Source organism: Pseudomonas sp. (genome assembly GCF_028293835.1).
Taxonomy (GTDB): Bacteria; Pseudomonadota; Gammaproteobacteria; order Pseudomonadales; family Pseudomonadaceae; genus Aquipseudomonas.
Genome location: NZ_JAQGNX010000120.1, coordinates 1 through 22,188 on the forward strand (window position 1 = coordinate 1; position 22,188 = coordinate 22,188).

General features: G+C 57.8%; 22 protein-coding genes. 4 read left to right on the forward strand and 18 right to left on the reverse strand.

The features are described from left to right. Window positions 1-950: 950 nt before the first annotated feature. Window positions 951-1,577, forward strand: coding sequence for a response regulator transcription factor (locus JWR17_RS17105; RefSeq protein ID WP_299833122.1), 627 nt, complete (start codon window positions 951-953; stop codon window positions 1,575-1,577). A 151-nt stretch (window positions 1,578-1,728) separates the two neighbouring features. On the opposite strand, the gene JWR17_RS17110 is transcribed toward JWR17_RS17105, so the two are convergent. From JWR17_RS17110 to metG, 8 genes are all read right to left on the reverse strand, one after another. Beyond that, window positions 1,729-1,911 (reverse strand): PA3496 family putative envelope integrity protein, encoded by a 183-nt coding sequence (locus JWR17_RS17110; protein WP_299833123.1) that lies wholly within the window; start codon window positions 1,909-1,911, stop codon window positions 1,729-1,731. A 105-nt stretch (window positions 1,912-2,016) separates the two neighbouring features. Continuing rightward, window positions 2,017-2,655: an endonuclease III gene (gene nth, locus JWR17_RS17115; protein ID WP_299833124.1), complete on the reverse strand. Its 639-nt coding sequence runs from the start codon at window positions 2,653-2,655 to the stop codon at window positions 2,017-2,019. Then, window positions 2,652-3,254, reverse strand: a complete 603-nt coding sequence (locus tag JWR17_RS17120) for an Rnf-Nqr domain containing protein (protein ID WP_299833125.1) — start codon at window positions 3,252-3,254, stop codon at window positions 2,652-2,654. The genes nth and JWR17_RS17120 overlap by 4 nt, the downstream gene beginning before the upstream one ends. Continuing rightward, on the reverse strand, window positions 3,251-3,871 hold the full coding sequence (locus tag JWR17_RS17125) for an RnfABCDGE type electron transport complex subunit G (RefSeq protein ID WP_299833126.1): 621 nt from the start codon (window positions 3,869-3,871) through the stop codon (window positions 3,251-3,253). Before JWR17_RS17125 ends, JWR17_RS17120 begins: the two co-directional genes overlap by 4 nt. Next, complete coding sequence (locus tag JWR17_RS17130) at window positions 3,868-4,881, reverse strand: RnfABCDGE type electron transport complex subunit D (RefSeq protein WP_299833153.1); 1,014 nt, start codon at window positions 4,879-4,881, stop codon at window positions 3,868-3,870. Before JWR17_RS17130 ends, JWR17_RS17125 begins: the two co-directional genes overlap by 4 nt. Before the next feature lie 7 nt (window positions 4,882-4,888). After that, window positions 4,889-5,758: an electron transport complex subunit RsxB gene (gene rsxB, locus JWR17_RS17135; RefSeq protein ID WP_299833127.1), complete on the reverse strand. Its 870-nt coding sequence runs from the start codon at window positions 5,756-5,758 to the stop codon at window positions 4,889-4,891. Next, window positions 5,755-6,342 (reverse strand): Rnf-Nqr domain containing protein, encoded by a 588-nt coding sequence (locus JWR17_RS17140; RefSeq protein WP_299833128.1) that lies wholly within the window; start codon window positions 6,340-6,342, stop codon window positions 5,755-5,757. Before JWR17_RS17140 ends, rsxB begins: the two co-directional genes overlap by 4 nt. A 145-nt stretch (window positions 6,343-6,487) precedes the next feature. After that, a complete protein-coding gene (gene metG, locus JWR17_RS17145) occupies window positions 6,488-8,530 on the reverse strand; it encodes a methionine--tRNA ligase (protein WP_299833129.1) in 2,043 nt (680 codons plus the stop codon). A gap of 175 nt (window positions 8,531-8,705) precedes the next feature. Between metG and apbC the strand changes: the two genes are divergently transcribed. After that, the gene (gene apbC / locus JWR17_RS17150; RefSeq protein ID WP_299833130.1) at window positions 8,706-9,800 is read left to right on the forward strand and encodes an iron-sulfur cluster carrier protein ApbC; all 1,095 of its coding nucleotides are present in this window, start codon (window positions 8,706-8,708) and stop codon (window positions 9,798-9,800) included. Window positions 9,801-9,989: 189 nt separating this feature from the next. On the opposite strand, the gene JWR17_RS17155 is transcribed toward apbC, so the two are convergent. After that, window positions 9,990-10,199, reverse strand: a complete 210-nt coding sequence (locus JWR17_RS17155; RefSeq protein ID WP_002554837.1) for a cold-shock protein — start codon at window positions 10,197-10,199, stop codon at window positions 9,990-9,992. A 321-nt stretch (window positions 10,200-10,520) separates the two neighbouring features. On the opposite strand from JWR17_RS17155, the gene dcd reads away from it, so the two are divergent. Together dcd and JWR17_RS17165 are read left to right on the forward strand one after the other, a co-directional pair. Next, window positions 10,521-11,087, forward strand: coding sequence for a dCTP deaminase (gene dcd / locus JWR17_RS17160; protein ID WP_299833132.1), 567 nt, complete (start codon window positions 10,521-10,523; stop codon window positions 11,085-11,087). Window positions 11,088-11,191: 104 nt separating this feature from the next. Continuing rightward, complete coding sequence (locus JWR17_RS17165; protein WP_299833133.1) at window positions 11,192-11,398, forward strand: hypothetical protein; 207 nt, start codon at window positions 11,192-11,194, stop codon at window positions 11,396-11,398. Window positions 11,399-11,409: 11 nt separating this feature from the next. Here JWR17_RS17165 and pdeM read toward each other — a convergent pair whose 3' ends face one another. From pdeM to JWR17_RS17210, 9 genes are all read right to left on the reverse strand, one after another. Continuing rightward, the gene (pdeM, locus tag JWR17_RS17170; protein ID WP_299833134.1) at window positions 11,410-12,066 is read right to left on the reverse strand and encodes a ligase-associated DNA damage response endonuclease PdeM; all 657 of its coding nucleotides are present in this window, start codon (window positions 12,064-12,066) and stop codon (window positions 11,410-11,412) included. Next, window positions 12,063-14,558, reverse strand: a complete 2,496-nt coding sequence (locus tag JWR17_RS17175; protein ID WP_299833135.1) for a ligase-associated DNA damage response DEXH box helicase — start codon at window positions 14,556-14,558, stop codon at window positions 12,063-12,065. Before JWR17_RS17175 ends, pdeM begins: the two co-directional genes overlap by 4 nt. A 253-nt stretch (window positions 14,559-14,811) precedes the next feature. Continuing rightward, window positions 14,812-15,576: an ATP-binding cassette domain-containing protein gene (locus tag JWR17_RS17180; RefSeq protein ID WP_299833136.1), complete on the reverse strand. Its 765-nt coding sequence runs from the start codon at window positions 15,574-15,576 to the stop codon at window positions 14,812-14,814. A 12-nt stretch (window positions 15,577-15,588) separates the two neighbouring features. After that, window positions 15,589-16,707 (reverse strand): succinylglutamate desuccinylase/aspartoacylase family protein, encoded by a 1,119-nt coding sequence (locus tag JWR17_RS17185; RefSeq protein ID WP_299833137.1) that lies wholly within the window; start codon window positions 16,705-16,707, stop codon window positions 15,589-15,591. Between the two features lie 8 nt (window positions 16,708-16,715). Continuing rightward, entirely contained in the window at window positions 16,716-17,426 is a 711-nt protein-coding gene (locus tag JWR17_RS17190; protein ID WP_299833138.1) for an ABC transporter permease, read from the reverse strand. Beyond that, window positions 17,423-18,151 (reverse strand): ABC transporter permease, encoded by a 729-nt coding sequence (locus JWR17_RS17195; protein WP_299833139.1) that lies wholly within the window; start codon window positions 18,149-18,151, stop codon window positions 17,423-17,425. Before JWR17_RS17195 ends, JWR17_RS17190 begins: the two co-directional genes overlap by 4 nt. A gap of 81 nt (window positions 18,152-18,232) precedes the next feature. Continuing rightward, window positions 18,233-19,015: a transporter substrate-binding domain-containing protein gene (locus JWR17_RS17200; RefSeq protein WP_299833140.1), complete on the reverse strand. Its 783-nt coding sequence runs from the start codon at window positions 19,013-19,015 to the stop codon at window positions 18,233-18,235. A gap of 347 nt (window positions 19,016-19,362) precedes the next feature. Further along, entirely contained in the window at window positions 19,363-21,072 is a 1,710-nt protein-coding gene (locus tag JWR17_RS17205; RefSeq protein WP_299833142.1) for an ATP-dependent DNA ligase, read from the reverse strand. Beyond that, entirely contained in the window at window positions 21,069-22,100 is a 1,032-nt protein-coding gene (locus JWR17_RS17210) for a ligase-associated DNA damage response exonuclease (RefSeq protein WP_299833143.1), read from the reverse strand. The genes JWR17_RS17205 and JWR17_RS17210 overlap by 4 nt, the downstream gene beginning before the upstream one ends. Window positions 22,101-22,188: the final 88 nt, after the last annotated feature.

A 22,188-nucleotide genomic window follows, 5' to 3' on the forward strand; every position in this document is an offset into this window, starting at 1 on the left:
AAAAAGTAACGACTGGTAATAGAATTTGCAAGTGAAAAAATCCCTATTGCATCAATTGTTTTGTGAGTGCCGCTCACTTCTTACATGGCGAGCAATAAGCCTTCGTCTTCTGATGTAGTACATTTCCTCTTTGTATAACGAGGGATAGCAGGAAAGTAGTAGATGGCATTAACTAAAAGTCGAAGGAGCCTTTTTTATCGATGGTCGGGTATGAGTGTCTGGTTTTCTCAATAGAAAATTCAGGGTGCAAAAAAAAGGGCTTCAAAAAACTGCCTTTGGTAATTATCTGGGTAGTTAGTAAAAAGAAGGAGGCCTGCGTCAGGAGGCGAGATGGCATTGATTAGGAATTTTCCTAACCATCTGTAGGTTTTTTCCTAAAGCCTGTAAGAAGAAAAGAAGGTCGAGAAAAAGTGTGTAGTTTTCTACACGGACAACGACAAAGGTTATTAGGCATTTGTGGGGGAGTTGGTAATAATTTCTGACTCTTGCCCTCTGCCATGTCTGACAATCCGACATATTCTGGGCGGGTATGAGAACAACGAGATTCAACATCCCCGATTTTTCTTCCTGGGATTGGGATGTTACGGGATATGACCTGAGACGGGCTCCGTTTGCAGCTTGTTCCCAAGCGGAATTTCGACACAGGCTGATTAGACTGAAGGGGTATTGGGCCAATGCTTGACCAAGCGGTAATAATCCTATTATCCACATTGCGCCGCTGTAACACTGCAAATGAAGGTGCAATTATTTCTTCTCCCACCAAGGGTTGCCAATTGTCAAAACCTTTGAAAACTTTACTGAGCATGGCGTCTTTTGTAGGAGATATCTGTCGTCTATGTAGGAATGGTCTTTGGCTGTCCGTCCTCAGGGGGGTGCGCTATGCAAAGCACTAAACGACTAGGCTATTGTGCTGACTCTGAAAATTCGAATAGCAAAAATTGGACTTGCCCATGAATAAAGTGCTGATCGTGGATGATCACCCTGTCATTCGCCTTGCCGTGCGCATGCTGATGGAGCGCCATGGCTATGAGGTCATCGCGGAAACGGACAATGGCGTGGATGCCTTGCAACTGGCCCGAGAGCATTTGCCTGATATCGTGATCCTTGATATTGGCATCCCCAAACTTGATGGCCTGGAAGTCATCGCCCGTCTCTCGGCCATGACCTTGCCTTTCAAGGTACTGATTCTGACATCGCAGGCACCGGGGCATTTTTCCATGCGCTGCATGCAGGCGGGTGCCGCCGGGTATGTCTGCAAACAACAAGACCTCACCGAACTGCTGAGCGCGATCAAGGCGGTATTGTCGGGTTACAGTTATTTTCCCAACCAGGCGCTGCATACCGTGCGCTCAAGCCTGGGCAACGCCAGTGAAGCCGATATGGTCGATCGTTTGTCGGGTCGGGAAATGATGGTGCTGCAACAACTGGCCCGCGGAAAAACCAACAAGGAAATTGCCGACGGGATGTTTTTGAGCAACAAGACGGTCAGTACCTACAAGACGCGCTTGCTGCTCAAGCTCAACGCCCATTCGCTGGTCGACCTGATCGAGCTGGCTCGCCGTAATGGACTGGTTTGATTCAGTGCGTGAACAGGGGCATGAAAATATCGGACAAAGAGGGCAGGCTCTACAGCCGTTGCAGCCATAGTGACAAATGAACACTAAAGCCTCTCGCGCTTGGGAGGCTTTATAGCGTGATCAGTATGTGGATGTTCTTGGAACCCATGGCCTACAGGTCGAAATCGTAGTCGGCCAGTTGCTTCTGCAGGCGTCGCTCTTCCAGCAGATTGTCGATGGTGCGACGTTTGCTCAGATTGGTCTTTGCGTGTTCGACAGGGGCTTGTGCGTCCTCATCGGTTTCGACGGCAACGAAGTCGTCTTCTACGTCCAGTTGCTCTTTGCCAGTGCTCATAAAGTGACTCCAGGCTTAAGCTGTCATTGGCGCACCTTATAGCGACAATCCTGAACCGGGTAAAAAAGATTTTTTCAATCGATTGACCAAGAAAACCTCTATCGCTCAATCGTCAGAGGTCTTTTGCTTGTATTCGCACAGGTCTTCGATCCTGCAACTGCCACAGCGGGGCTTTCTGGCCTGGCACACATAGCGGCCATGCAGGATCAGCCAATGATGCGCATCGAGCAGGAAATCTTTCGGTACAAATTTCATCAGCTTCTTTTCGACTTCCACCACATCCTTGCCGGGCGCAATGCCAGTGCGGTTGCTGACCCGAAAAATATGGGTGTCGACGGCCATGGTCAGTTGGCGAAACGCGGTGTTGAGCACCACGTTGGCGGTTTTACGACCGACCCCTGGCAACGCCTCCAGTGCTTCGCGGGTTTGCGGTACCTCGCCACCATGTTTTTCCACCAGTAGCCGACAGGTCTCGATGACGTTTTTCGCCTTGCTGTTGTAGAGACCGATGGTTTTTATGTAGGCCGACAGCCCCTCCACGCCCAGGTCGTAGATCGCCTGCGGAGTATTGGCGACCGGGTACAGGCGGGCCGTGGCCTTGTTGACGCCGACGTCCGTGGCTTGCGCCGAAAGAATCACGGCAATCAGCAGCTCGAAGGGCGAGCTGTAGGCCAATTCAGTCTTGGGCTCCGGATTGTCTTCGTGCAGGCGGCGGAAAATTTCCAGGCGTTTGGCGGCATTCATGGACGAAGCGTTTCCTTGGAGGCGGAGTGTGAGCGATGGCGCCAGGCGTTTCTTGCGGCCAACAACAGCCCTAACAGAATAAAACCTCCCGGCGTCAGTAGCGCCAGGTGCAGGCCACCGGGGAAAAGACGGATTTCCCAATGCGCCGCGCTCGTACCGAACAACCACTGGGCATGGCTAAGCAGCGTGCCATTGCCGAGCAATTCGCGCAGCAGACCCAGGGCCAGCATCAGCAGACTGAACAGGGCTATCAGCTTTGGATAGGTCGGTGTGGTGCTATAGCTGGATTCGTTGACCACGCAATGAATGCCGATCAGCGCCAGATACAGACCCAGCCCCTGATACAGCGCCAAGGCCTGCGCCTGCAACATCAACTCGACACAACTGACCAGCAAGGCGGCCAGCAGCGCGCTGGCGAGCAAATGAGTGCCAGCACTCAACCAATCCCGAATCAGTCGGGTCAACGTCAGGTGCAGGCCGCCAATCAGCCACAGCAACAACAACAGGCTGAAGGCGCGGATTAAAGAATCGGTGGCGCCCAACAGCGGGGTCAGGCTCAGCGGGCCGAGCAGGCCGCGTGCGTGTTCGCGCGAGGTCATTGCGATGGCCCCGCTGGGATGAGCAGTTGCGCTCGATGAGCATCGAAGAAGCGCAAGGTCGCGTGGATCGCCTCGACGGTTGCCCGCGAGGTAATGGTCGCCCCCGCGATCTGGTCGAATTGGCCGTTGTCTTTTTTCAGCCCCCAACCCGGCTCGGCGGGGTTGTTCAGGGATTTGCCGAGAAAACCTGCCAGCCAATTGGGCTCGGTGACGATCTTGTCGCCAAGCCCCGGTGTTTCATTCTGCTTGAGGACCTTGACCCCGATCAGTTGGCCATTGGCCGCCACCGCGATCAACAGTTCGATGGTGCCGGAATACCCAGGTGCCTGGCTGCGAAACAGAACGGCGCTGGGCTGTCCTCTTAGGCTGACGAGGTAACCAGCGGTCACCGCCTGGGTGTCCGGGGTGCGCTCCGGCAAGGTCAAGGGCTGCTGCAGGGGGTGATTGTCGTAACTGGCTGTGGGCAACACCGAAAGGAATGCCTGCTCCTGGGCGTCTGCTTGTTCAGCGTTGATGTACGGGGCTGCGCCATGCTGCAGGGCGATGGTCAAACCCACGCCGAGGCAGGCGAGGACCGCGATGATCAGTGCGCCGAGCGCTTTGGAGGGCTGAGTCATGGCGCCTCTCGCTCTTCAGACGGTTCAGACGGTTTCGGCCTCTCCAGCCGTTCCAGCGCCGGGACCGCGAGGTTCATCAGCAATACCGCGAAGGCCACCCCGTCCGGATAACCCCCCCAGGTGCGAATCACATAGGTGAGGGTGCCAACTCCGGCGCCGAACAGCAGCCGCGCCCAGGGGCTTTTCGGGCCCGACACTGGCTCGGTCGCGATAAAGAACGCGCCGAGCATGCTCGCTCCGGTGAGCAGGTGAAACAGTGGCGAGCCATGTGAATCCGAGCCGGAGCCGTTCCAGAACAACAGGCTGAGGACGAACAGGCTACCGAGCATGCCCACCGGGGCATGCCAGGTGAATACCCGTTGTTGCAATAGAAATGCGCCGCCCGCGAGGAACGCCAGATTGAGCCATTCCGCCCCTCGGCCACCGAAACGGCCGAACGATGGGTTATTGGCGAACAGTTCGTCGATGGTCAGGCTCTTGTTAATGCGCAAGGCATCCAGCGCCGTGGCCGTGGCCCAGGCATCGGGCTGCCCCGCAGCGCCGAAATTGAAACCGAAAATCTGTTGCAGGCCGCCCATCAGATTCAAGCCGTGGGGCGCGGGCCAATGGCTCATCTGCTGCGGGAACGACACCAGCACCAGGGCGTAACCGAGCATGGCCGGGTTAAACGGGTTTTTCCCCACGCCGCCGAACAGATGTTTACCGAACAGCAACGCGAAGGCACTGGCCAGCAGCGTCAGCCACCAAGGCGAATACGGCGGCAAGGCGAAGGCCAGCAGGGTTGAGCTGACCAGCGCGCTGCCATCGCTGAGCGCGGCGGCCACTGGCTGTTGACGCAGTTTGAGCACCAGCGCCTCGACGGCCAGCGCCATGCCAGCGGCCAGCAACCAATTGATCAGCACGCCCCAGCCATAAAACCAGAGCAAGGTCAGTGCGCCCGGAACCGTCGCCAGCAACACCAGCGACATGGTTTTTTGCAGGCGCTCGTTGGCTGTCTCCAGCGGGCTGATTGCTGCGTCAGGCCTTGGCATGGGCACTGACCTTTGGCTGCGCCGTCGCTTCGAGTGCGTTCAGCGCCTGTTCCGCCGCCTCGAATTCACGTTGCAACAACACCAACTGCGCCTGTTGCTCGCGGGTGGGTGGATGACCGAACGCCTTGAGTGATTTGTTGAGCTGCGCGCGACTCATGGCCAAGGTGATTTTGGCTTTCTTCAGCGCCTGATCACTGGCCGCGGCTTTCTGCGCGCGGATGCGCTCCAGGGCTGCCTGGACGGGGTTCACGGATTCGACCACGGCAGCGGCGGCGGTGGTAGCAGGAGCTGAGCGTTGCGCCCGTGCCAATCGATCGGCCTGGCGCTGTTGTTCTTCGCGGCGCAGGCGGTCGTTGCGCAGCTCGAAACGACGCCGTGCGTGGTTGCGTTTGTGAGCGCGCGCCTGTTGTTGCTCATGATCGAATGCCAGGCCGCCGACGATGGGAATGACCCCGGCAATCGGCAACGGATGCATCTCGATGCAATCCACCGGACAGGGTGCGACGCACAGGTCGCAGCCGGTGCACTCGTCGATAATCACCGTATGCATCAGCTTGGCCGCACCGACGATGGCATCCACCGGGCAGGCCTGAATGCACTTGGTGCAACCGATGCATTCGGCTTCGCGGATGTAGGCGACCTGTGCAGGCGCCGGCCCGCGTTCGACCTCGAGGGGCAACGTTGGCAGGTGGAGCAACTGCGCCAAAGCGGCAATGGTTTCATCACCGCCGGGCGGGCATTTGTTGATCGCCTCGCCGCTGGCAATGCCCTCGGCATAGGGTTTACAACCCGGATGACCGCACTTGCCGCATTGGGTCTGCGGCAGCAGTGCATCAATGGTGTGGATCAGGTTCATGGTTTGACCAGCCCGCTGAAGCCGAGAAAGGCCAGACCCATCAAGCCGGCACAGATCAATTCGATGGGTAAACCGCGAAAAGGCAGGGGAACGTACTGGATCTGAATACGTTGGCGAAGGTCGTGGAACAGGCTCAGCACCAGCCAAAATCCCAAGCCGGCACCGAGGATCAACGCCACGCTGCTAAACAGCCCCTTGTCGGCCTGGGTGCTCAGCAGTGTCAGGCCCAAGATACCGGCGTTCGCCAGCAGCAGCGGCCACAACCCCTGAAGCGGCAGCCCAGGTAACAGGCGTGACAAGATCGACAGGCACGGGCTGATCAGCAATACGCTGACCGGCAGGAACACAAGTAGCTGCAGGTAACCCAGTTCCCGCGGCATCAGCAGGTAGCGATACAGCAGCAGATTCAGCAGCGAACTGCAGAGCATCACCCAGGCTGTGGCAATCCCCAACGCATGCACCTGCAACCGGGTTATCTCAGGTTGGCGCGGCGCCTTAAGCAAAGGGTCGACACTCAGTGGCCATTGCACAACTAAATTGTTGATCAGGGCGGCGCTGATGAGCGTGAGTATAAAATCGGTCATGGTCGTGCCGGGGTGAGCGAGCAGGCGAGGGGGGGCTTTATTGAAGATAGCCCTTAATGAAGACGCTGGGGTGGGAGACTGCCAGCGGACTTCTTCCATGAAAAAGCCCACGAACAGCGCTGTTCGCGGGCTTTTTTCAGCGGCCTTACTTGATCCGTTGACCAGGCTTGGCGCCGCTGTCCGGGCTGAGCAGATAGATCTCTTCACCGCCGGGACCGGCCGCCATGACCATGCCTTCGGAGATGCCGAAACGCATTTTGCGCGGCTTGAGGTTGGCGATCATCATCGTCAGGCGACCTTCCAGCTCGGCCGGGTTCGGGTACGCGCTCTTGATTCCGGAGAACACGTTGCGTTGCTCGTCGCCGATGTCCAGGGTCAGGCGCAGCAGCTTGTCGGCGCCCTCAACGTGTTCAGCCTTGAGGATCAACGCCACCCGCAGATCCACTGCAGCGAACGCATCGAAGTCGATTTCGGCCGACAGCGGATCGTTCACCAGTTCGCCATTGCCTTGCGGCGCGGTGGAGGTCTGGCTGGCGGTCAGGTCTTCTTTCGAGGCGTCGGTCATGGCTTGTACCTTGAGCGGGTCGATCCGGGTCATCAGCGCCTGGAACGGGTTCAGCTGGTGATTGCTCAGCAGCGTCAGGTGGTCGTCCCAGGTCAGCGGCGCGACGTTGAGGAACTGCTCGGCGTCGGCAGCCAGCAACGGCAACACCGGCTTGAGGAAAATCACCAACTGGCGGAACAGGTTGATGCCTAGGGCGCAAACCGCCTGGACTTCGTCTTGCTTGCCTTCTTGCTTGGCCAGCGACCACGGCGCCTTGTCGGCGATGTAGGCGTTGGCGCGGTCGGCCAGGCCCATGATTTCACGCATGGCCTTGGCGAAGTCCCGTGCTTCGTACGCTTCGGCAATGCCCGGAGCCGCAGCCAGGAACGCGTCGGTCAGTTCCGGGGCGGCATTGCCAGCCACCAACACGCCCGCGTTGCCTTTGTGAATGAAGCCGGCGCAACGGCTGGCAATGTTCACCACTTTGCCGATCAGGTCGGAGTTGACCTTCTGCACGAAGTCTTCGAGGTTCAGGTCAATGTCATCGACCCCACGGCTGAGCTTGGCGGCGTAGTAGTAGCGCAGGTATTCCGGCGACAGGTTGTCGAGGTAGGTGCGGGCCTTGATGAAGGTGCCGCGCGATTTCGACATTTTCTGGCCGTTGACGGTCACGTAGCCGTGCACGTTGATCCCGCTTGGCTTGCGGAAACCCGCGCCTTCGAGCATGGCCGGCCAGAACAGCGCGTGGAAGTTGACGATGTCTTTGCCGATGAAGTGATACAGCTCGGTGGTCGAGTCTTTGGCCCAGAACGCGTCGAAGTCCAGGTCCGGACGGCGTGCGCACAGATTCTTGAAGCTGGCCATGTAGCCAATCGGCGCGTCCAGCCAGACGTAGAAGTACTTGCCTGGCTCGCCGGGGATCTCGAAACCGAAATACGGCGCGTCGCGGGAGATGTCCCACTGTTGCAGGCCGGCATCCAGCCATTCGGCGATCTTGTTGGCCACGGGTTCTTGCAAGGTGCCGCTGCGGGTCCAGCTTTTCAGCATGGCGTCGAAGTCAGGCAGCTTGAAGAAGAAGTGCTGGGAATCTTTCAGCACGGGAGTTGCGCCGGAAATCGCCGATTTCGGGTTTTTCAGGTCAGTCGGTGCATAGGTTGCGCCGCATTTTTCGCAGTTATCGCCATACTGATCTTCAGTGCCGCACTTCGGGCAGGTGCCCTTGATGAAGCGGTCGGCCAGGAACATCTGCTTTTCCGGGTCGAAATACTGGGTAATCGAGCGGGTAGCGATGTGCCCGGCGTCGCGCAGGCGGGTGTAGATCATGCTCGACAGCTCGCGGTTTTCCTCGGAGTGGGTCGAGTGGAAGTTATCGAAGTCCACCAGGAAGTCGGCAAAGTCGGCGCTGTGTTCAGCCTGAACGTTGTCGATCAGTTGTTCCGGGGTGATGCCTTCTTTTTCCGCGCGCAGCATGATGGCCGAGCCGTGAGCGTCGTCCGCGCAGACATAAATGCACTGATTGCCGCGATGCTTCTGGAAGCGCACCCACATATCAGTCTGGATGTACTCAAGCATATGGCCAAGATGGATCGATCCATTGGCATAGGGCAGGGCGCTGGTGACGAGAATCTTGCGTGGCTCGGACATGGGGCTCGGCTACTTGAAGTGAAACGGAGGTCGGCCACTATAAAGCTCCGGGCGATATTTTTCACCCCGTCGGCCGGTATTGCCTGCAATCTAGCGCAGGATCAGGGTGCTGCTACTGTTGCTAAGGCGTAGGATAGCCGCCTGTTTTACTCAGTCTTTTTTATCGGGATTAGCCATGAGCGCCGTTAATCGCTCAGCGGTGGAAGCCGTTCTTCGCCAATATACCGACCCTTATTTGAATCAAGACCCTGTCAGCGCCGGTTGTGTGCGCGCTATCGACATTCAGGGCGACCGCGTCAACGTGCAGCTGGAACTGGGGTACGCCGCTGCCCTGTTCAAGAACGGCTGGGCGCAGATGCTGCAAATGGCGATCGAAGGCCTCGACGGCGTGTCGTCGGCCAAGGTCGAAGTGCGCAGCGTGATCGCCGCGCACAAGGCTCAGGGGCAGATCCCGGGCATGGCCAACGTCAAGAACATCGTTGCCGTCGCTTCCGGCAAAGGCGGCGTGGGCAAATCGACCACCGCCGCGAACCTGGCGCTGGCCTTGCATCGCGAAGGCGCACGGGTCGGCATCCTCGACGCCGATATCTACGGTCCGAGCCAGGGCGTTATGTTCGGCATTGCCGAAGGCACTCGGCCGAAGATCAAGGATCAGAAGTGGTTCGTGCCGATCGAGGCGCATGGCATCGAAGTCATGTCCATGGCATTCCTTACCGACGACAACACGCCGATGGTCTGGCGCGGGCCGATGGTTTCCGGTGCATTGCTGCAACTGATCACGCAAACGGCGTGGAATGATCTGGACTACCTGGTCATCGACATGCCACCTGGCACTGGCGATATCCAGTTGACCCTGGCGCAGAAAGTCCCAGTGGCCGGCGCCGTGATTGTTACCACCCCGCAGGACCTGGCGTTGCTGGATGCCAAGAAAGGCGTCGAGATGTTCCGCAAGGTCAACATTCCGGTGCTGGGCGTGGTGGAAAACATGGCCGTGCACATTTGCTCTAACTGCGGTCATGCAGAGCATCTGTTTGGCGAAGGCGGCGGCGAGAAGCTCGCGGCGCAATACGATGTCGAGCTGTTGGCGTCGTTGCCATTGTCGATGGTGATCCGCGAACAGGCCGACGGCGGCAAGCCAACGGTGATCGCTGAGCCTGATAGCCCGATTGCCATGGTCTACCAGGAACTGGCTCGCCATGTGGGCGCGCGGATTGTGTTGCAGGAAGCGCAAAGCCAGGCGATGCCGAATATTACCGTCAGCGACGACTGAGTTTTTACCAGGCATTGCCTTCGCGAATGAATTCGCTCCCACAGAGACCGCGATCTACTGTGGGAGCGAATTCATTCGCGAATGGCCTGATGCGGTTGGCCTGTCGTACCAAACCGATTTACAAAACACACAGGCACAAAAAAGCCCCGCTTTTGAGGGCGGGGCTCTTCTTAAGCGAATAAGTACAAGTTAGATAACTTGAACTTCTTCAGCTTGCATGCCTTTCTGACCGCGGGTAGCGATGAAAGAGACCTGTTGGCCTTCTTTCAGGCTTTTGAAGCCGTCAGATTGGATAGCTTTGAAGTGAACGAACAGGTCGTCACCCGATTGTGGAGTGATGAAGCCGAAGCCTTTTTCATCGTTGAACCACTTAACGGTACCAGTTTGGCGATTAGACATGGTGTATCTCCTTGGACAAAGTTAACTGCGACTCAGGAAAAGCCCTGGCCGAGACTGAGTGCAAAGAGCAGGAAAAATTCTTGGAGATGGTTGGATCGAAATTCAACATCGTGTAGAGATTCTCAGTGACACAAGCAACACAGTGGCGCCACCTTAACGCGTTTTTCGAAACGTGCCAATGGTCTGTTAACGATTTTTTACTTTGGTGACTAATGGGCCTCTCCTGACCAACGGTATCGACCGTCAGAGTCTTTGAACCCAACGGCCCGGCCCGGTAAGATGCCGGACAGATTTTTCTACCTCGCTATTCAGGACACCGCCATGAGCATCAAATCGGATAAATGGATTCGCCGCATGGCGCAAGAGCACGGCATGATTGAGCCGTTTGTGGAGCGTCAGGTACGGGGCGAAGGTTCTAACCGTCTGATTTCCTATGGTGTTTCCAGCTACGGCTACGACGTGCGTTGTGCCGCGGAATTCAAGGTGTTCACCAACATCAACTCGGCGACGGTCGATCCGAAGAACTTTGATGAAAAGAGCTTCGTCGATGTGACCAGCGACGTTTGTATCATCCCGCCAAACTCTTTTGCCTTGGCGCGCACCGTGGAATACTTCCGTATTCCGCGCAATGTGCTGACCATCTGTCTGGGAAAAAGCACCTATGCGCGCTGCGGAATTATCGTCAATGTGACGCCGCTTGAGCCCGAGTGGGAAGGTCATGTCACCCTTGAGTTCTCTAATACCACGACCTTGCCGGCAAAAATCTACGCCAACGAAGGCGTGGCGCAGATGCTTTTTCTGGAATCTGACGAAGAATGCGAGATCTCCTACAAAGACCGTGGCGGCAAATATCAGGGCCAGCGCGGCGTGACGTTGCCACGTACCTGATCACCATTGATCCCGGCGATTGAATTAGTCTTCCGATCGGCACTCTATTGACTGAACTGTTCCGGCTCGCCTCCCTCGAGGCAGCCTACTGCTCAGGAGTGCCTATGAAGACTTACTCGAATCCCATCGTTCCACCAGCAGATTACCAGCACAACCATGTGGGTTTATTGGCTTGGGCACTGCTCGCGCTCCCACAGACCAACATGGTTGGCGGCATTCCCGGCCAGCCTGGCCCCGATACGCCTCAACAACCGACTGAGCCCGGTGAGCCGACCCTTCCGGATCAGCCGCCACCTGCGCCAGTTGCCTGATGGCGGCACGCTCAACGCGCGCGCCCTATGGCGCCATCGCCGACGATGTAAATTTGGCTGTCGGCCTCGGGTGTGATCTCCATGCCCCCCGTGAATACGCCGAACGCGGGTAGCAAGCTAACCCGCTCTGTGACGTAAAAGCAGGGCAAGCGCAGGCTTTGACGGCCGAAGCCGTGTAACCGATAAACCGGGTGGACATGACCCGCCAAGACCGGGCGGGTCGGGTGAGGAACAGGTTCGTGTTGCAGCGCAAACGGCCCTAGCAGGAGCGGTTCCGATACCACCTCAAACGCCAAGGAGCCAGGGGGATCGCCCGCGTTCACGTCATGGTTACCGCGAATCAGAGTGACATGCAGCCCGCGATGACGCCCCCGCCATTCGTCTAGCGCCTCCAGCGTGGCTGTGGCCCGCGCGCCGGGGCTATGCAGAAAATCCCCCAGGAACACCAGATGATCGCAGGCATAGGCTTTCAGCAATGCGTCGAGGCGCAGCAGATTGCTCTGGGTGGTGCCGTGTGGGACCGGTTGTCCAAGCTTTCGATAGGCTGCGGCTTTGCCGAAATGCGCGTCGGCAATCATCAACGTTCGATACGCCGGGTAATAAATCGCCTTGTCCGCCAGCAGCCAAAGCTCCGCCCCTGCCAGTTCTAACGCGTATTGGCCACTCATGATTGCGACTCCGCTCCGGCGGCTTTCTCCAGATCGCGCACCATTCGGGCAATGCGGTCAGCCAGCTTCTCCGAGGTCAGGCTTTCTCGCATACGCTCTACCAGCAGCGGAAAAGCCAGAGGCGTCGGGCGTTTGATGTGATAAACATCCAACGTTCGGCCATTGATTTGGGTCAGCGTGTGTTCAAGCCGTTCGATGTCCAGTTCCTGGCGAAGCACTTCCTTCTGGGCTTGGGTCAGTAGAAGGTTGCCCGCGTCGTATTGCTTGAATACTTCATAAAACAAACCGCTGGAGGCTTGTAACTGTCGGGCGCTTTTCGGTGCGCCGGGGTAGCCGGAGAAAACCAGTCCGGCAATTCGAGCGATTTCTCGAAAGCGACGCAGGGCCAATTCCCCGGCATTCAGGCTGGCGAGAATATCAGCCAATAAATGCTCTGGACTGAACAGGTCTGCCTGCAATTCTTGACGCCAGTCGATTTCTACCGCGCTGAGCAGCTCAAATCCATAATCGTTGACCGCGATGGAAAACGTGAGCGGTCGGTGACGGCTCAAGCGCCACGCCAGTAAGCTTGCCAGCCCCAGATGAACATGCCGGCCGGCGAACGGGTACAGGAAAACATGCCAGCCTTCCCGGGACTTAAGCACCTCTGCCAGCACCGTGGTTTGCCGAGGCAGCCCTGACCATTTTTGCTGCAGGTCCAATAACGGGCGCACGGCGTGCATTTCCGGGCCGATGAACTCACCCCGTGCGGCCTCATCGAACTTCGTAACCACGGCGTCCGCCAGTTCGTTGGAGAGGGGCATGCGACCGCCATTCCAGCGCGGTACGGCGGCCTTTTTTCCTGTAGCGCGGCGCACATAAGCGGTCATGTCTTCTACGCGCACCAATTCCAGCAGCCGCCCGCCAAACAGAAAGCCGTCGCCGGGCTTCAGGCGTGCGATAAAAGCTTCCTCGACCGTGCCCAGATTGCGACCGCCACCGCCTTTGCTCCAATATTTCACATTGATGCTGGCGTCGCTGACGATGGTGCCAATACTCATTCGATGGCGCCTGGCCAAACGTGCATCAGGCACCCGCCACACGCCCTGTTCGTCAGGCTCCGCACGGCGGTAGTCCGGATAAGCGGTAAGTGAGTGGCCGCCGTGGCGAACAAATGCCAGCGCCCATTGCCACTCGTCGTCGGTCAAGTCGCGGTAGGCCCAGGCACTTCGCACCTCCGAGAGCAGATCCTCGGGGCGAAAGCCGCCGCCAAGGGCCATGCTCACCAGGTGCTGAACCAATACGTCCAAGGGCTTGTGCGGTGATTCCCGAGGCTCTATCCGCCGTGCGGCCACGGCGTCATGAGCGGCTGCGGCTTCAACCAACTCCAGGCTGTGGGTCGGCACCAACGTCACTCGCGACGGGCGGCCTGGGGCGTGGCCGGAACGTCCGGCGCGTTGCATCAAGCGAGCGACGCCTTTGGCCGAGCCGATTTGCAGGACACGTTCGACTGGCAAAAAATCTACGCCGAGGTCGAGGCTGGAGGTACAGACCACGGCTTTCAGGTGGCCCTCCTTAAGGCTCATTTCGACCCAGTCGCGCACTTCCCGGGCCAGCGAGCCGTGATGCAAGGCAATCAGCCCAGCCCAATCAGGGCGCGCTTCGAGCAATGCTTGATACCAAATTTCCGACTGCGCGCGGGTATTGGTAAACAACAGGCAACTGGTGCTGCTGTCCACTTCAGCCAGCACCTGGGGCAACATGCTCAATCCCATGTGCCCGGCCCACGGGAAACGCTCGGTAGACGGCGGCAACAGTGTGTCGACGCGCAAGTCTTTGGCGACCTTACCCTGCACGCTGATGCCGGTATCGCCCAACAACACCTGTTGCGCATGGTGTTGGTTGCCCAAGGTGGCGGAAACGCCCCACACAATGAGTTGCGGATTCCAGCGTCGAAGTCGTGCCAGTGCCAGCTGCAGCTGCACGCCGCGCTTGTTGCCGATCAGTTCGTGCCATTCATCGACCACCACCATGCGCAGGGTAGACAAGCTCCCTTCAGCGTCATCGCGGGTCAGCAGCAGCGTCAGGCTTTCCGGGGTGGTAATCAGCGCACTGGGCAGCCGACGACCTTGCCTGGCGCGTTCGCTGCTGCTGGTGTCGCCGGTTCGAAGGCCGACACTCCAGGGAATGTTTAAATCCAGCAGCGGCGCTTGCAGGGCGCGGGCGGTGTCAGCCGCCAAGGCCCGCATTGGAGTGATCCACAGTACGCTCAGCGGTGCAGCAGGTGGTTTGCGTTTAGTCGGTTTATCGACGGCAGTAGGCAGGCTGCTGCGGGCAAATTGATTCAACGCGGCAAACCACACCGCGTAGGTTTTACCTGAGCCGGTACTGGCATGCAGTAAACCCGATTCCCCGCGCTTGACCGCCGACCAGACTTCTTTTTGAAAAACGAAAGGCGTCCAGCCGCGGGCACAGAACCATCGTCGAGCGAAATCCCTGGGAGTCGTGCTCATGCCGCGCTGAATGCTCTGAATGGCCTAACTCAGAGACAGCGGGGACTGGGGATTAGTTTTGTGCAGCGAATGCCTGTAGAAGGGTCCGCCACGTCTTCGACGCCGCGCTGTCGCGCAGCAAACACCTGCGGGAGCTGCCGAAGGCTGCGATAGGCGGGGGTCGCGGGTGACCGGCACCCCGTCAGCGGTATAACGAGGGCGACCGGTTACCGGTCGAATCGCAGCCTTCGGCAGTTCCTACAGAGTCGAAGTGCTATTTCAAATTCCCGCTCAAAAACTGCCGCAGGCGGTCGCTCTGCGGGTTGCCAAGCACTTCGTCAGGATGACCTTGTTCTTCAACCAGGCCCTGATGCAGGAACATCACCTGATTTGACACTTTGCGCGCAAAGCTCATTTCGTGGGTAACCATGATCATGGTCCGGCCTTCTTCGGCCAGGCCCTGAATCACTTTCAGCACTTCGCCCACCAGCTCAGGATCAAGCGCCGACGTTGGTTCGTCGAACAGCATCACCTCAGGCTCCATGGCCAATGCTCGGGCAATAGCCACCCGCTGTTGCTGACCGCCGGAAAGAAACGCTGGGTATTGACTCGCTACGCGAGCGGGCAAGCCCACCTTATCCAGGTACTTGCGTGCGCGTTCTTCGGCTTCATGCTTGCTCACGCCTAACACCCGACGCGGAGCCATGGCGACGTTTTCCAGCACCGTCATGTGGCTCCACAGATTGAAATGCTGGAACACCATCGCCAAGCGAGTGCGGATGCGTTGCAGTTCAGCCGGGTCCCCGACGCGCATGCCGTGGCGGTCGGACACCATACGAATCTGTTTGCCGTCCAGGCTCATGGCGCCATCATTGGGCGTTTCAAGAAAATTGATGCAACGCAGGAACGTGCTTTTGCCCGAGCCGCTGGCGCCAATAAGGCTGATCACGTCGCCAGTGTTGGCCTTGAGCGACACGCCTTTGAGCACTTCGTTATCGCCGTAGCTTTTGTGCAGGCTATCAATGGTCAGTTTGTACATGCCGTGCAGTCCTTAAGGAGAGAGCAGGTAACCGCTACGGTAGGCTTCTGTGCCTGCAACGTGAGCGATGACCATGCCGGCGGTTGCCATGCGTCGCAATGAACGCGCATACAACAAGCCGGGATTAAGAGTGTGAATCGGCGTTACCAGATCGGTGATCGGATCGATGATTTCAGCGATCTGTTGTCCGGCTTCCAGGTATTCACCCGGAAGGGCACAAAACACCAACAAACCACCGACAGGCGTTTCCACCGGTTCGACGGCAGCCAGCGGCGTTGCCGGGTACAGCAATTGCGGCTGCGGTGTCGGATCGCCGGCGATTATGCCGAAGTGCATCATGTAACTGATCAATGCCTGGCAGTCGCGGCTGGCCAGGGAGTGATTCACATCGCCTTGGCCTCGGAGCTCAAGCGTTACCGAGAAACTGCCCATCGGGATCTCGAAGCGCCCGTCGAAGCGTTGTTGCAACTGCCACCAGAGCAAGGTGAAACATTCATCAAACGACTGCCCGCCTGAGTCGGTCGCCAACAGACTGGCCTGGGCCCCCAGGTAACGAGACAACGGTTCCACCAGCGGCCAGGCTTCCGGGGTGGTGTAAAGGTGCTCCACCGCTTCAAAGTCGCAATGCAGGTCAAGCACCATGTCGGCATCGCACGCGAGGGTTTGCAGGGTGAGGCGCTGCGACTGCAACTGCGTGCTGGCAATCTGGGTACCCAACGCGACGCGCAGGCTGCTGCGGATCAATTCGAGGTTGCGCTGGGGGTTGTCCCCCAGTTGTGCTTCAACGTCATCGCCGACCTGTTGGCTTAGGTCGACGAAGCGCCGATTGAAGTTCTGCCCGCTCTCCAGCTCATAGCGGCCCAACGGAATATCCATCAGCACTTGTTCAAGGCCGATAGGGTTGGCCACGGGCACCACTACGATTTCGCCAAGCAGTCTCCCGGCAGTTTCCAGTTCTGCCAAGCGCTGTTTGATGTACCAGGCCACAAGCATGCCGGGTAATTCGTCGGCATGCAGCGACGCCTGAATATAGACCTTGCGGCCGCTACTCTCGGGACCGTAGTGAAAACTGTGGATCTGCCGCGCGGTTCCCGGCAGCGGTGCGAGTATGTCGTGAGTATGGTGGCGCATAAGAGGTCCTAGTGAGCCGGGCCAAGGAACGCCAGCCAGCGGCGTTCGGCCAGGCGGAACAGGCCAACCAGGGCAAAGGTGACCGTCAGGTAGATTAGCGCGGCGATACCAAAGGACTGGAACGTCATGAACGTAGCCGAGTTGGCGTCCCTTGCTACCTTAAGAATGTCCGGCACGGTGGCGGTAAAGGCCACGGTAGTGGAGTGCAACATCAGGATCACTTCGTTGCTGTAAAACGGCAGCGAACGGCGCAGGGCCGACGGCATGATCACGTACGCATACAGTTTCCAGCCTGTAAGCCCGTAAGCTTTGGCCGCTTCGACTTCACCATGGTTCATGCTGCGGATTGCTCCGGCAAAAATCTCCGTGGTGTAGGCACACGTGTTAAGGGCAAACGCGAGGATCGTGCAATTCATGGCGTCGCGGAAAAACATGTCGAGCAACGGCTGAGCGCGAATCGCGGCGATGCTGTAAATGCCGGTATAGCAGATCAGCAACTGTATATACAGCGGCGTTCCACGAAACAGGTAGGTGTAAAACTGCACCGGCCAGCGAATCCAGAACTGCGGCGAAACTCGCGCAATAGACAGCGGGATCGATACCACAAACCCAATAGCGATCGAGGCGCTGAGCAGCCACATGGTCATGGCAAGGCCAGTGATGTGCTGGCCGTCGCTATAAAGGAAGGGCCGCCAATATTCTTGAAGAAGTTCGATCATCGTTTTGCCTCCCGGCTGCCAGCGGCATAACGTCGTTCAGCCCAGCGCAGGACAATGTTGGAAGCGCTGGTGATCAACAGGTAGATCAGCGCGGCCACGACCAGGAAATAAAACAGCTCATAGGTGCTTTTGCCCGCGTCTTGAGAGGCCTTGACCAGGTCAGCGAGGCCGATGATTGACACCAGCGCGGTGGCTTTGAGAATCACCATCCAGTTGTTACCGATACCCGGCAATGCGAAGCGCATCATTTGCGGAAAGACCACTATGCGAAACCGCTGACTGCGGCTCAAGCCGTAAGCAGTGGCGGCTTCGACCTGACCACGGGGCACGGAAAGGATCGCGCCACGAAACGTCTCGGTGAAATAAGCCCCATAAATGAACCCCAGGGTGATTACCCCAGCGGCGAACGGGTCGATTTCGATGTAATCCCAGTCCATGATCTCAGTCAGGCCGGTCAGCCAGGTTTGCAGGCTGTAGAAGATAAGCAGCATCAACACCAGGTCGGGCACGCCGCGGATCAAGGTGGTGTAGATCTGTGCCGGAATGCGCAGCGCGCGCAGTCTCGACAGTTTACAGCTGGCGCCGATCAAACCGAGGACGACGGCGACCAGCAGCGACAAAATTCCTAATTGGATGGTCATCCAGGTTCCCTGAAGCAGCAGGGGACCAAAGCCTCGCAAGCTGAGGGCGGACAAGCCAAGGTATTGCAGCCATTCGTCAAACATGAATCGAGCCTTTTGCGGTCAAAAAAACGCCCATCGAAACGGGTGATGGATGTTCACCTGAAATCGATGGGCGTTGGGATGTTATTTACCGCTGTACAGGTTCAGATCACCAAAGTGCTTTTTCTGAATTTCGTCGTATTTACCGTCAGCGTGTAACGCTTTGATACCTTTATCCAACAGTGCCTTAAGGTCTTTGTTACCTTTCGAGATACCGACTGCAGTTTTAGCGGGCAGCAATGGATCTGTGATTGGCTTGGAGACTTCGTAGTCAGCGCCGGCTGGCGACTTCAAAAAGCCCAGTTCGGCTTGCAGCATGTCTTGTACGGAAGCATCAAGACGACCGGAACTCAGGTCAGCGTAAACCTGATCCTGGTTAGCGTAAGCCTTGGTGGTCACGCCAGCTTTGTCCAGTACGGCTTTGGCATAGGCTTCTTGAATAGTGCCTTGTTCATAACCAACGGTCTTGCCTTTGAGGCTAGCAACGTCGGAGCTGATGCCCGAACCTTTCTTGTAAACCAGTGACGTTGGGCCAGAAAACAGTTCGCTGGAGAAGTCGATAACCTTCTCACGGGCGTCTGTCACGGTCATCGACGAGATAACGCCGTCAAATTTGTTAGCTTTCAAGCCAGGGATCATGCCGTCGAAATCGCTTTCAACCCATTTGCATTTAACTTTCAGCTCGGCGCAAATCGCATTGCCCAGATCGATATCGAAGCCTACCAGGCTGCCATCGGCTGCTTTCGATTCGAAAGGTGCATAAGAAGGATCGACGCCGAAGCGCAATTCCTTGTATTCCTTGGCCATTGCATTACCAGCGGCCAGACAGATAGCCAATGCGGAAAGGGTTAGCCATGCTTTTTTCATTGATCAGTCCTTAAAACCAAAATGAGCGTTGGGAACACGCGAATCTATTGCTACCGGCAAGCGCCAGACGGCTAGAAGATAGCAATATTTGAACCAAAGAGCCGAACGTGCGTTTTAAATGTACAGAGTTGTCGCAATGATGACTTTCGGCCATAAATGCTCTGGCCCAACGAAAAACACTCAGATGTGCCGCATAAATGACCCCTGCAGGAGCGAACTTGTTCGCGAAGCGTCGTGCCTGATGCACCGCGATAAGCTTCTCGCCAACAAGTTGGCGTGTACAGAACGTGGGTCGCGCTCGAAAGCGGGGCGCGCTAAAATAAGCGCACTAAAATAGCGCGCAAACCTCAGCTGAGCAAATCTTGCAGCGTCGACAGGCTATCGGCCTCGGCCACCGGTTTGTCGTGGCGCCAGCGCAGCATTCTCGGAAAGCGTACGGCGATCCCGCTTTTGTGGCGCTTGGACAGCGCGATCCCTTCAAAGCCCAGCTCGAACACCAGGCTTGGTGTCACGCTGCGCACCGGGCCGAATTTTTCGACGGTGGTTTTGCGCACGATTGCATCGACCTTGCGCATCTCTTCATCGGTCAACCCGGAATAGGCTTTGGCAAATGGCACCAATGTACGTTCGCTGGCGTCGGGCGGGCCGTCCCACACGGCGAAAGTGTAATCACTGTACAAACTGGCGCGCCGGCCGTGGCCGCGTTGTGCATAGATCAGTACGGCATCGACGCTGAAAGGGTCGACTTTCCACTTCCACCACACGCCCATGTCTTTGGTACGTCCTACGCCGTACAAAGAATCGCGAGCCTTGAGCATCATGCCCTCAACCCCCAGGCTTCGGGACGCTTCCCGTTGCTTGCCAAGGTCGGTCCAATCAGCACCGCTTAGCACCGGCGAAGGCAATAGCACCGGGCTTTGGCAGTCGTGTAACAGTATTTCCAGCTGCGTACGCCGTTCATGTTGAGGTCGACTGCGCCAATCATGGCCCTGCCACTCCAGCAGGTCATAGGCGAGTACCACGACGGGCACATCCTGGAGAATTTTTTTACCCAGGGTTTTGCGGCCAATACGTTGCTGCAGCAAAGCGAAAGGTTGCACTGAGGGTTGCTGACGGTCGGCGATTTCGGCGCTGCCCAGGGCAAACTCTTCATCACCTTTCAGCTCGACCGACGGCGTTTTCCAGACCACGATTTCGCCGTCAATCACACTGCCGTCCGGCAAGCAACTAGCGAGGCTGTGCAGTTCGGGGAAACGGTCTGTCACTAATTCTTCACCCCGGGACCAAATCCACAAGCGGCCCTCGCGTTTGACCAGTTGCGCGCGGATGCCATCCCATTTCCATTCCACCTGCCACCCTTCGCAGGGGCCGAGTAACGTTTCGAATTGATCGACGGGCTGCTGCAAGGCATGGGCGAGGAAGAAGGGGTAAGGCTGCCCGCCACGCTGAGCGTGCTCGTCGTCTGACTCAGCGGCGATCAGCTTGAGGTAACCTTCGGCGCTGGGGCGATGGGAGAGGTCGGTAAATCCTACCAGCCTCTGGGCTACTCGCTTGCTGTCGATGTCAGCCAACGAGGCAAGGGCCCGAGTTACCAGCAACTTGGAAACGCCGACCCTGAAACTCCCGGTAATCAACTTGATACAGACCATCAGGCTGACGCGGTCGAGCTGCGCCCAGAAGCCTTCCAGGCGAGCAACCAATTCTTCAGGCGGTAGGCCGCGCAACGGCAGCAAATTGTCTTCCATCCAGGTCGCAAGCCCAGCGTCAGAGCTGTGCTGAGCCTCGGGAAGAATCAGTGACAGGGTTTCCGCCAGGTCACCGACGGCCTGATAGCTTTCTTCAAATAGCCATTCTGGCAACCCGGAAAGCGCCATAGCCTGCTCGCGCAACAAGCGCGTGGGCACCAACTGCCGGGGCCGCCCACCGGACAAAAAATACACAGCCCAGGCGGCATCTTCCGGTGCCGCGGCGGCAAAGTAGTCGCGTAATGCGGCGAGCTTGGCATTGCTCGAGGTCGTCGCGTCGAGCCGGGAATACAGGGCGGCGAAGGCTTTCATGCACGAGCCTCATGGGTTTCCGAGGCGCCAATGGCGAGGTCTTCTTCATCACCGTATTCCGTCGTGAATCCTTGAGCATTCAGGCCTTTTTCGCGCAAATAACGCACCAGCACATTGACCGAACCGTGGGTCACCATCACGCGCTCGGCGCCGGTTTGTTCGATGGCCCATAGCAGACCCGGCCAATCGGCGTGGTCCGAAAGCGCAAAGCCTCGATCAACCCCGCGTCTGCGTCGAGTGCCGCGCAACATCATCCAACCGCTGGCAAAGGCATCGCTGAGATCACCGAAACGCCGTATCCAGGTGCTTCCACCTGCGGAGGGCGGAGCCAGAATCAATGCTCTTCGCAGCAGCGGGTCGTTTTTTTTGAAATCACCTGCGTAATGGGTCTCGGGAATGCGCACGCCAGCGTCGCGGTACACCCGGTTCAGTGGCTCAATGGCGCCGTGTACCAGAATCGGACCGATGTGCGGATCTATGCCGTGCAGAATTCGCTGGGCCTTACCGAAGGAGTAACAGAACAGCACGCTGGCTTTGCCGAGTTCGATGTTGCCGCGCCACCACTGATTGACGTCGGCAAAGATCTCGGCTTGCGGTGGCCAGCGGTAGATCGGCAGACCGAACGTGGATTCGGTGATGAAGGCGTGGCAAGGCACGGGTTCGAAGGGATCGCAGGTGCCGTCGGGCTCGACTTTGTAGTCACCCGAGGCCACCCAGACTTCACCTTGATATTCGAGACGAACCTGCGCCGATCCCAGTACATGACCGGCGGGGTGCAAGCTCAGGGTTACCCCGTGGTGGACGATTTTTTCGCCATAGCCAAGGGTTTGCAGGTTGATGTCCTGACCCAGCCGCGCCCGTAAAATACCTTCGCCGGGTGCCGCTGCCAGGTAATGCTGATTGCCAGTGCGTGCATGATCACCATGGCCATGGGTAATCACGGCACGTTCCACCGGCCGCCACGGGTCAATGTAAAAATCTCCCGGTGGGCAATACAACCCTTCAGGCCGCGCGATAACAAGATCCATGTAATGACCAGATGGATGGGCGTGTTAGTTATGAGGCGGCGGGTGGGCGGAAGTTCGCAGAAACGGGCTCGCGAACACGTTCTCTCCT

What these genes read in the sequence shown, in the direction of transcription:
- apbC (WP_299833130.1), top strand. Translation starts at nt 8,706, where the DNA reads ATGAGCGCCGTTAATCGCTCAGCGGTGGAAGCCGTTCTTCGCCAATAT.
- JWR17_RS17110 (WP_299833123.1), bottom strand. Translation starts at nt 1,911, where the DNA reads ATGAGCACTGGCAAAGAGCAACTGGACGTAGAAGACGACTTCGTTGCC.
- JWR17_RS17190 (WP_299833138.1), bottom strand. Translation starts at nt 17,426, where the DNA reads ATGATCGAACTTCTTCAAGAATATTGGCGGCCCTTCCTTTATAGCGAC.
- JWR17_RS17210 (WP_299833143.1), bottom strand. Translation starts at nt 22,100, where the DNA reads ATGGATCTTGTTATCGCGCGGCCTGAAGGGTTGTATTGCCCACCGGGA.
- JWR17_RS17125 (WP_299833126.1), bottom strand. Translation starts at nt 3,871, where the DNA reads ATGACTCAGCCCTCCAAAGCGCTCGGCGCACTGATCATCGCGGTCCTC.
- dcd (WP_299833132.1), top strand. Translation starts at nt 10,521, where the DNA reads ATGAGCATCAAATCGGATAAATGGATTCGCCGCATGGCGCAAGAGCAC.
- JWR17_RS17105 (WP_299833122.1), top strand. Translation starts at nt 951, where the DNA reads ATGAATAAAGTGCTGATCGTGGATGATCACCCTGTCATTCGCCTTGCC.
- pdeM (WP_299833134.1), bottom strand. Translation starts at nt 12,066, where the DNA reads ATGAGTGGCCAATACGCGTTAGAACTGGCAGGGGCGGAGCTTTGGCTG.
- JWR17_RS17180 (WP_299833136.1), bottom strand. Translation starts at nt 15,576, where the DNA reads ATGTACAAACTGACCATTGATAGCCTGCACAAAAGCTACGGCGATAAC.
- JWR17_RS17185 (WP_299833137.1), bottom strand. Translation starts at nt 16,707, where the DNA reads ATGCGCCACCATACTCACGACATACTCGCACCGCTGCCGGGAACCGCG.
- metG (WP_299833129.1), bottom strand. Translation starts at nt 8,530, where the DNA reads ATGTCCGAGCCACGCAAGATTCTCGTCACCAGCGCCCTGCCCTATGCC.
- JWR17_RS17120 (WP_299833125.1), bottom strand. Translation starts at nt 3,254, where the DNA reads ATGACCTCGCGCGAACACGCACGCGGCCTGCTCGGCCCGCTGAGCCTG.
- rsxB (WP_299833127.1), bottom strand. Translation starts at nt 5,758, where the DNA reads ATGAACCTGATCCACACCATTGATGCACTGCTGCCGCAGACCCAATGC.
- nth (WP_299833124.1), bottom strand. Translation starts at nt 2,655, where the DNA reads ATGAATGCCGCCAAACGCCTGGAAATTTTCCGCCGCCTGCACGAAGAC.
- JWR17_RS17195 (WP_299833139.1), bottom strand. Translation starts at nt 18,151, where the DNA reads ATGTTTGACGAATGGCTGCAATACCTTGGCTTGTCCGCCCTCAGCTTG.
- JWR17_RS17155 (WP_002554837.1), bottom strand. Translation starts at nt 10,199, where the DNA reads ATGTCTAATCGCCAAACTGGTACCGTTAAGTGGTTCAACGATGAAAAA.
- JWR17_RS17200 (WP_299833140.1), bottom strand. Translation starts at nt 19,015, where the DNA reads ATGAAAAAAGCATGGCTAACCCTTTCCGCATTGGCTATCTGTCTGGCC.
- JWR17_RS17205 (WP_299833142.1), bottom strand. Translation starts at nt 21,072, where the DNA reads ATGAAAGCCTTCGCCGCCCTGTATTCCCGGCTCGACGCGACGACCTCG.
- JWR17_RS17165 (WP_299833133.1), top strand. Translation starts at nt 11,192, where the DNA reads ATGAAGACTTACTCGAATCCCATCGTTCCACCAGCAGATTACCAGCAC.
- JWR17_RS17140 (WP_299833128.1), bottom strand. Translation starts at nt 6,342, where the DNA reads ATGACCGATTTTATACTCACGCTCATCAGCGCCGCCCTGATCAACAAT.
- JWR17_RS17175 (WP_299833135.1), bottom strand. Translation starts at nt 14,558, where the DNA reads ATGAGCACGACTCCCAGGGATTTCGCTCGACGATGGTTCTGTGCCCGC.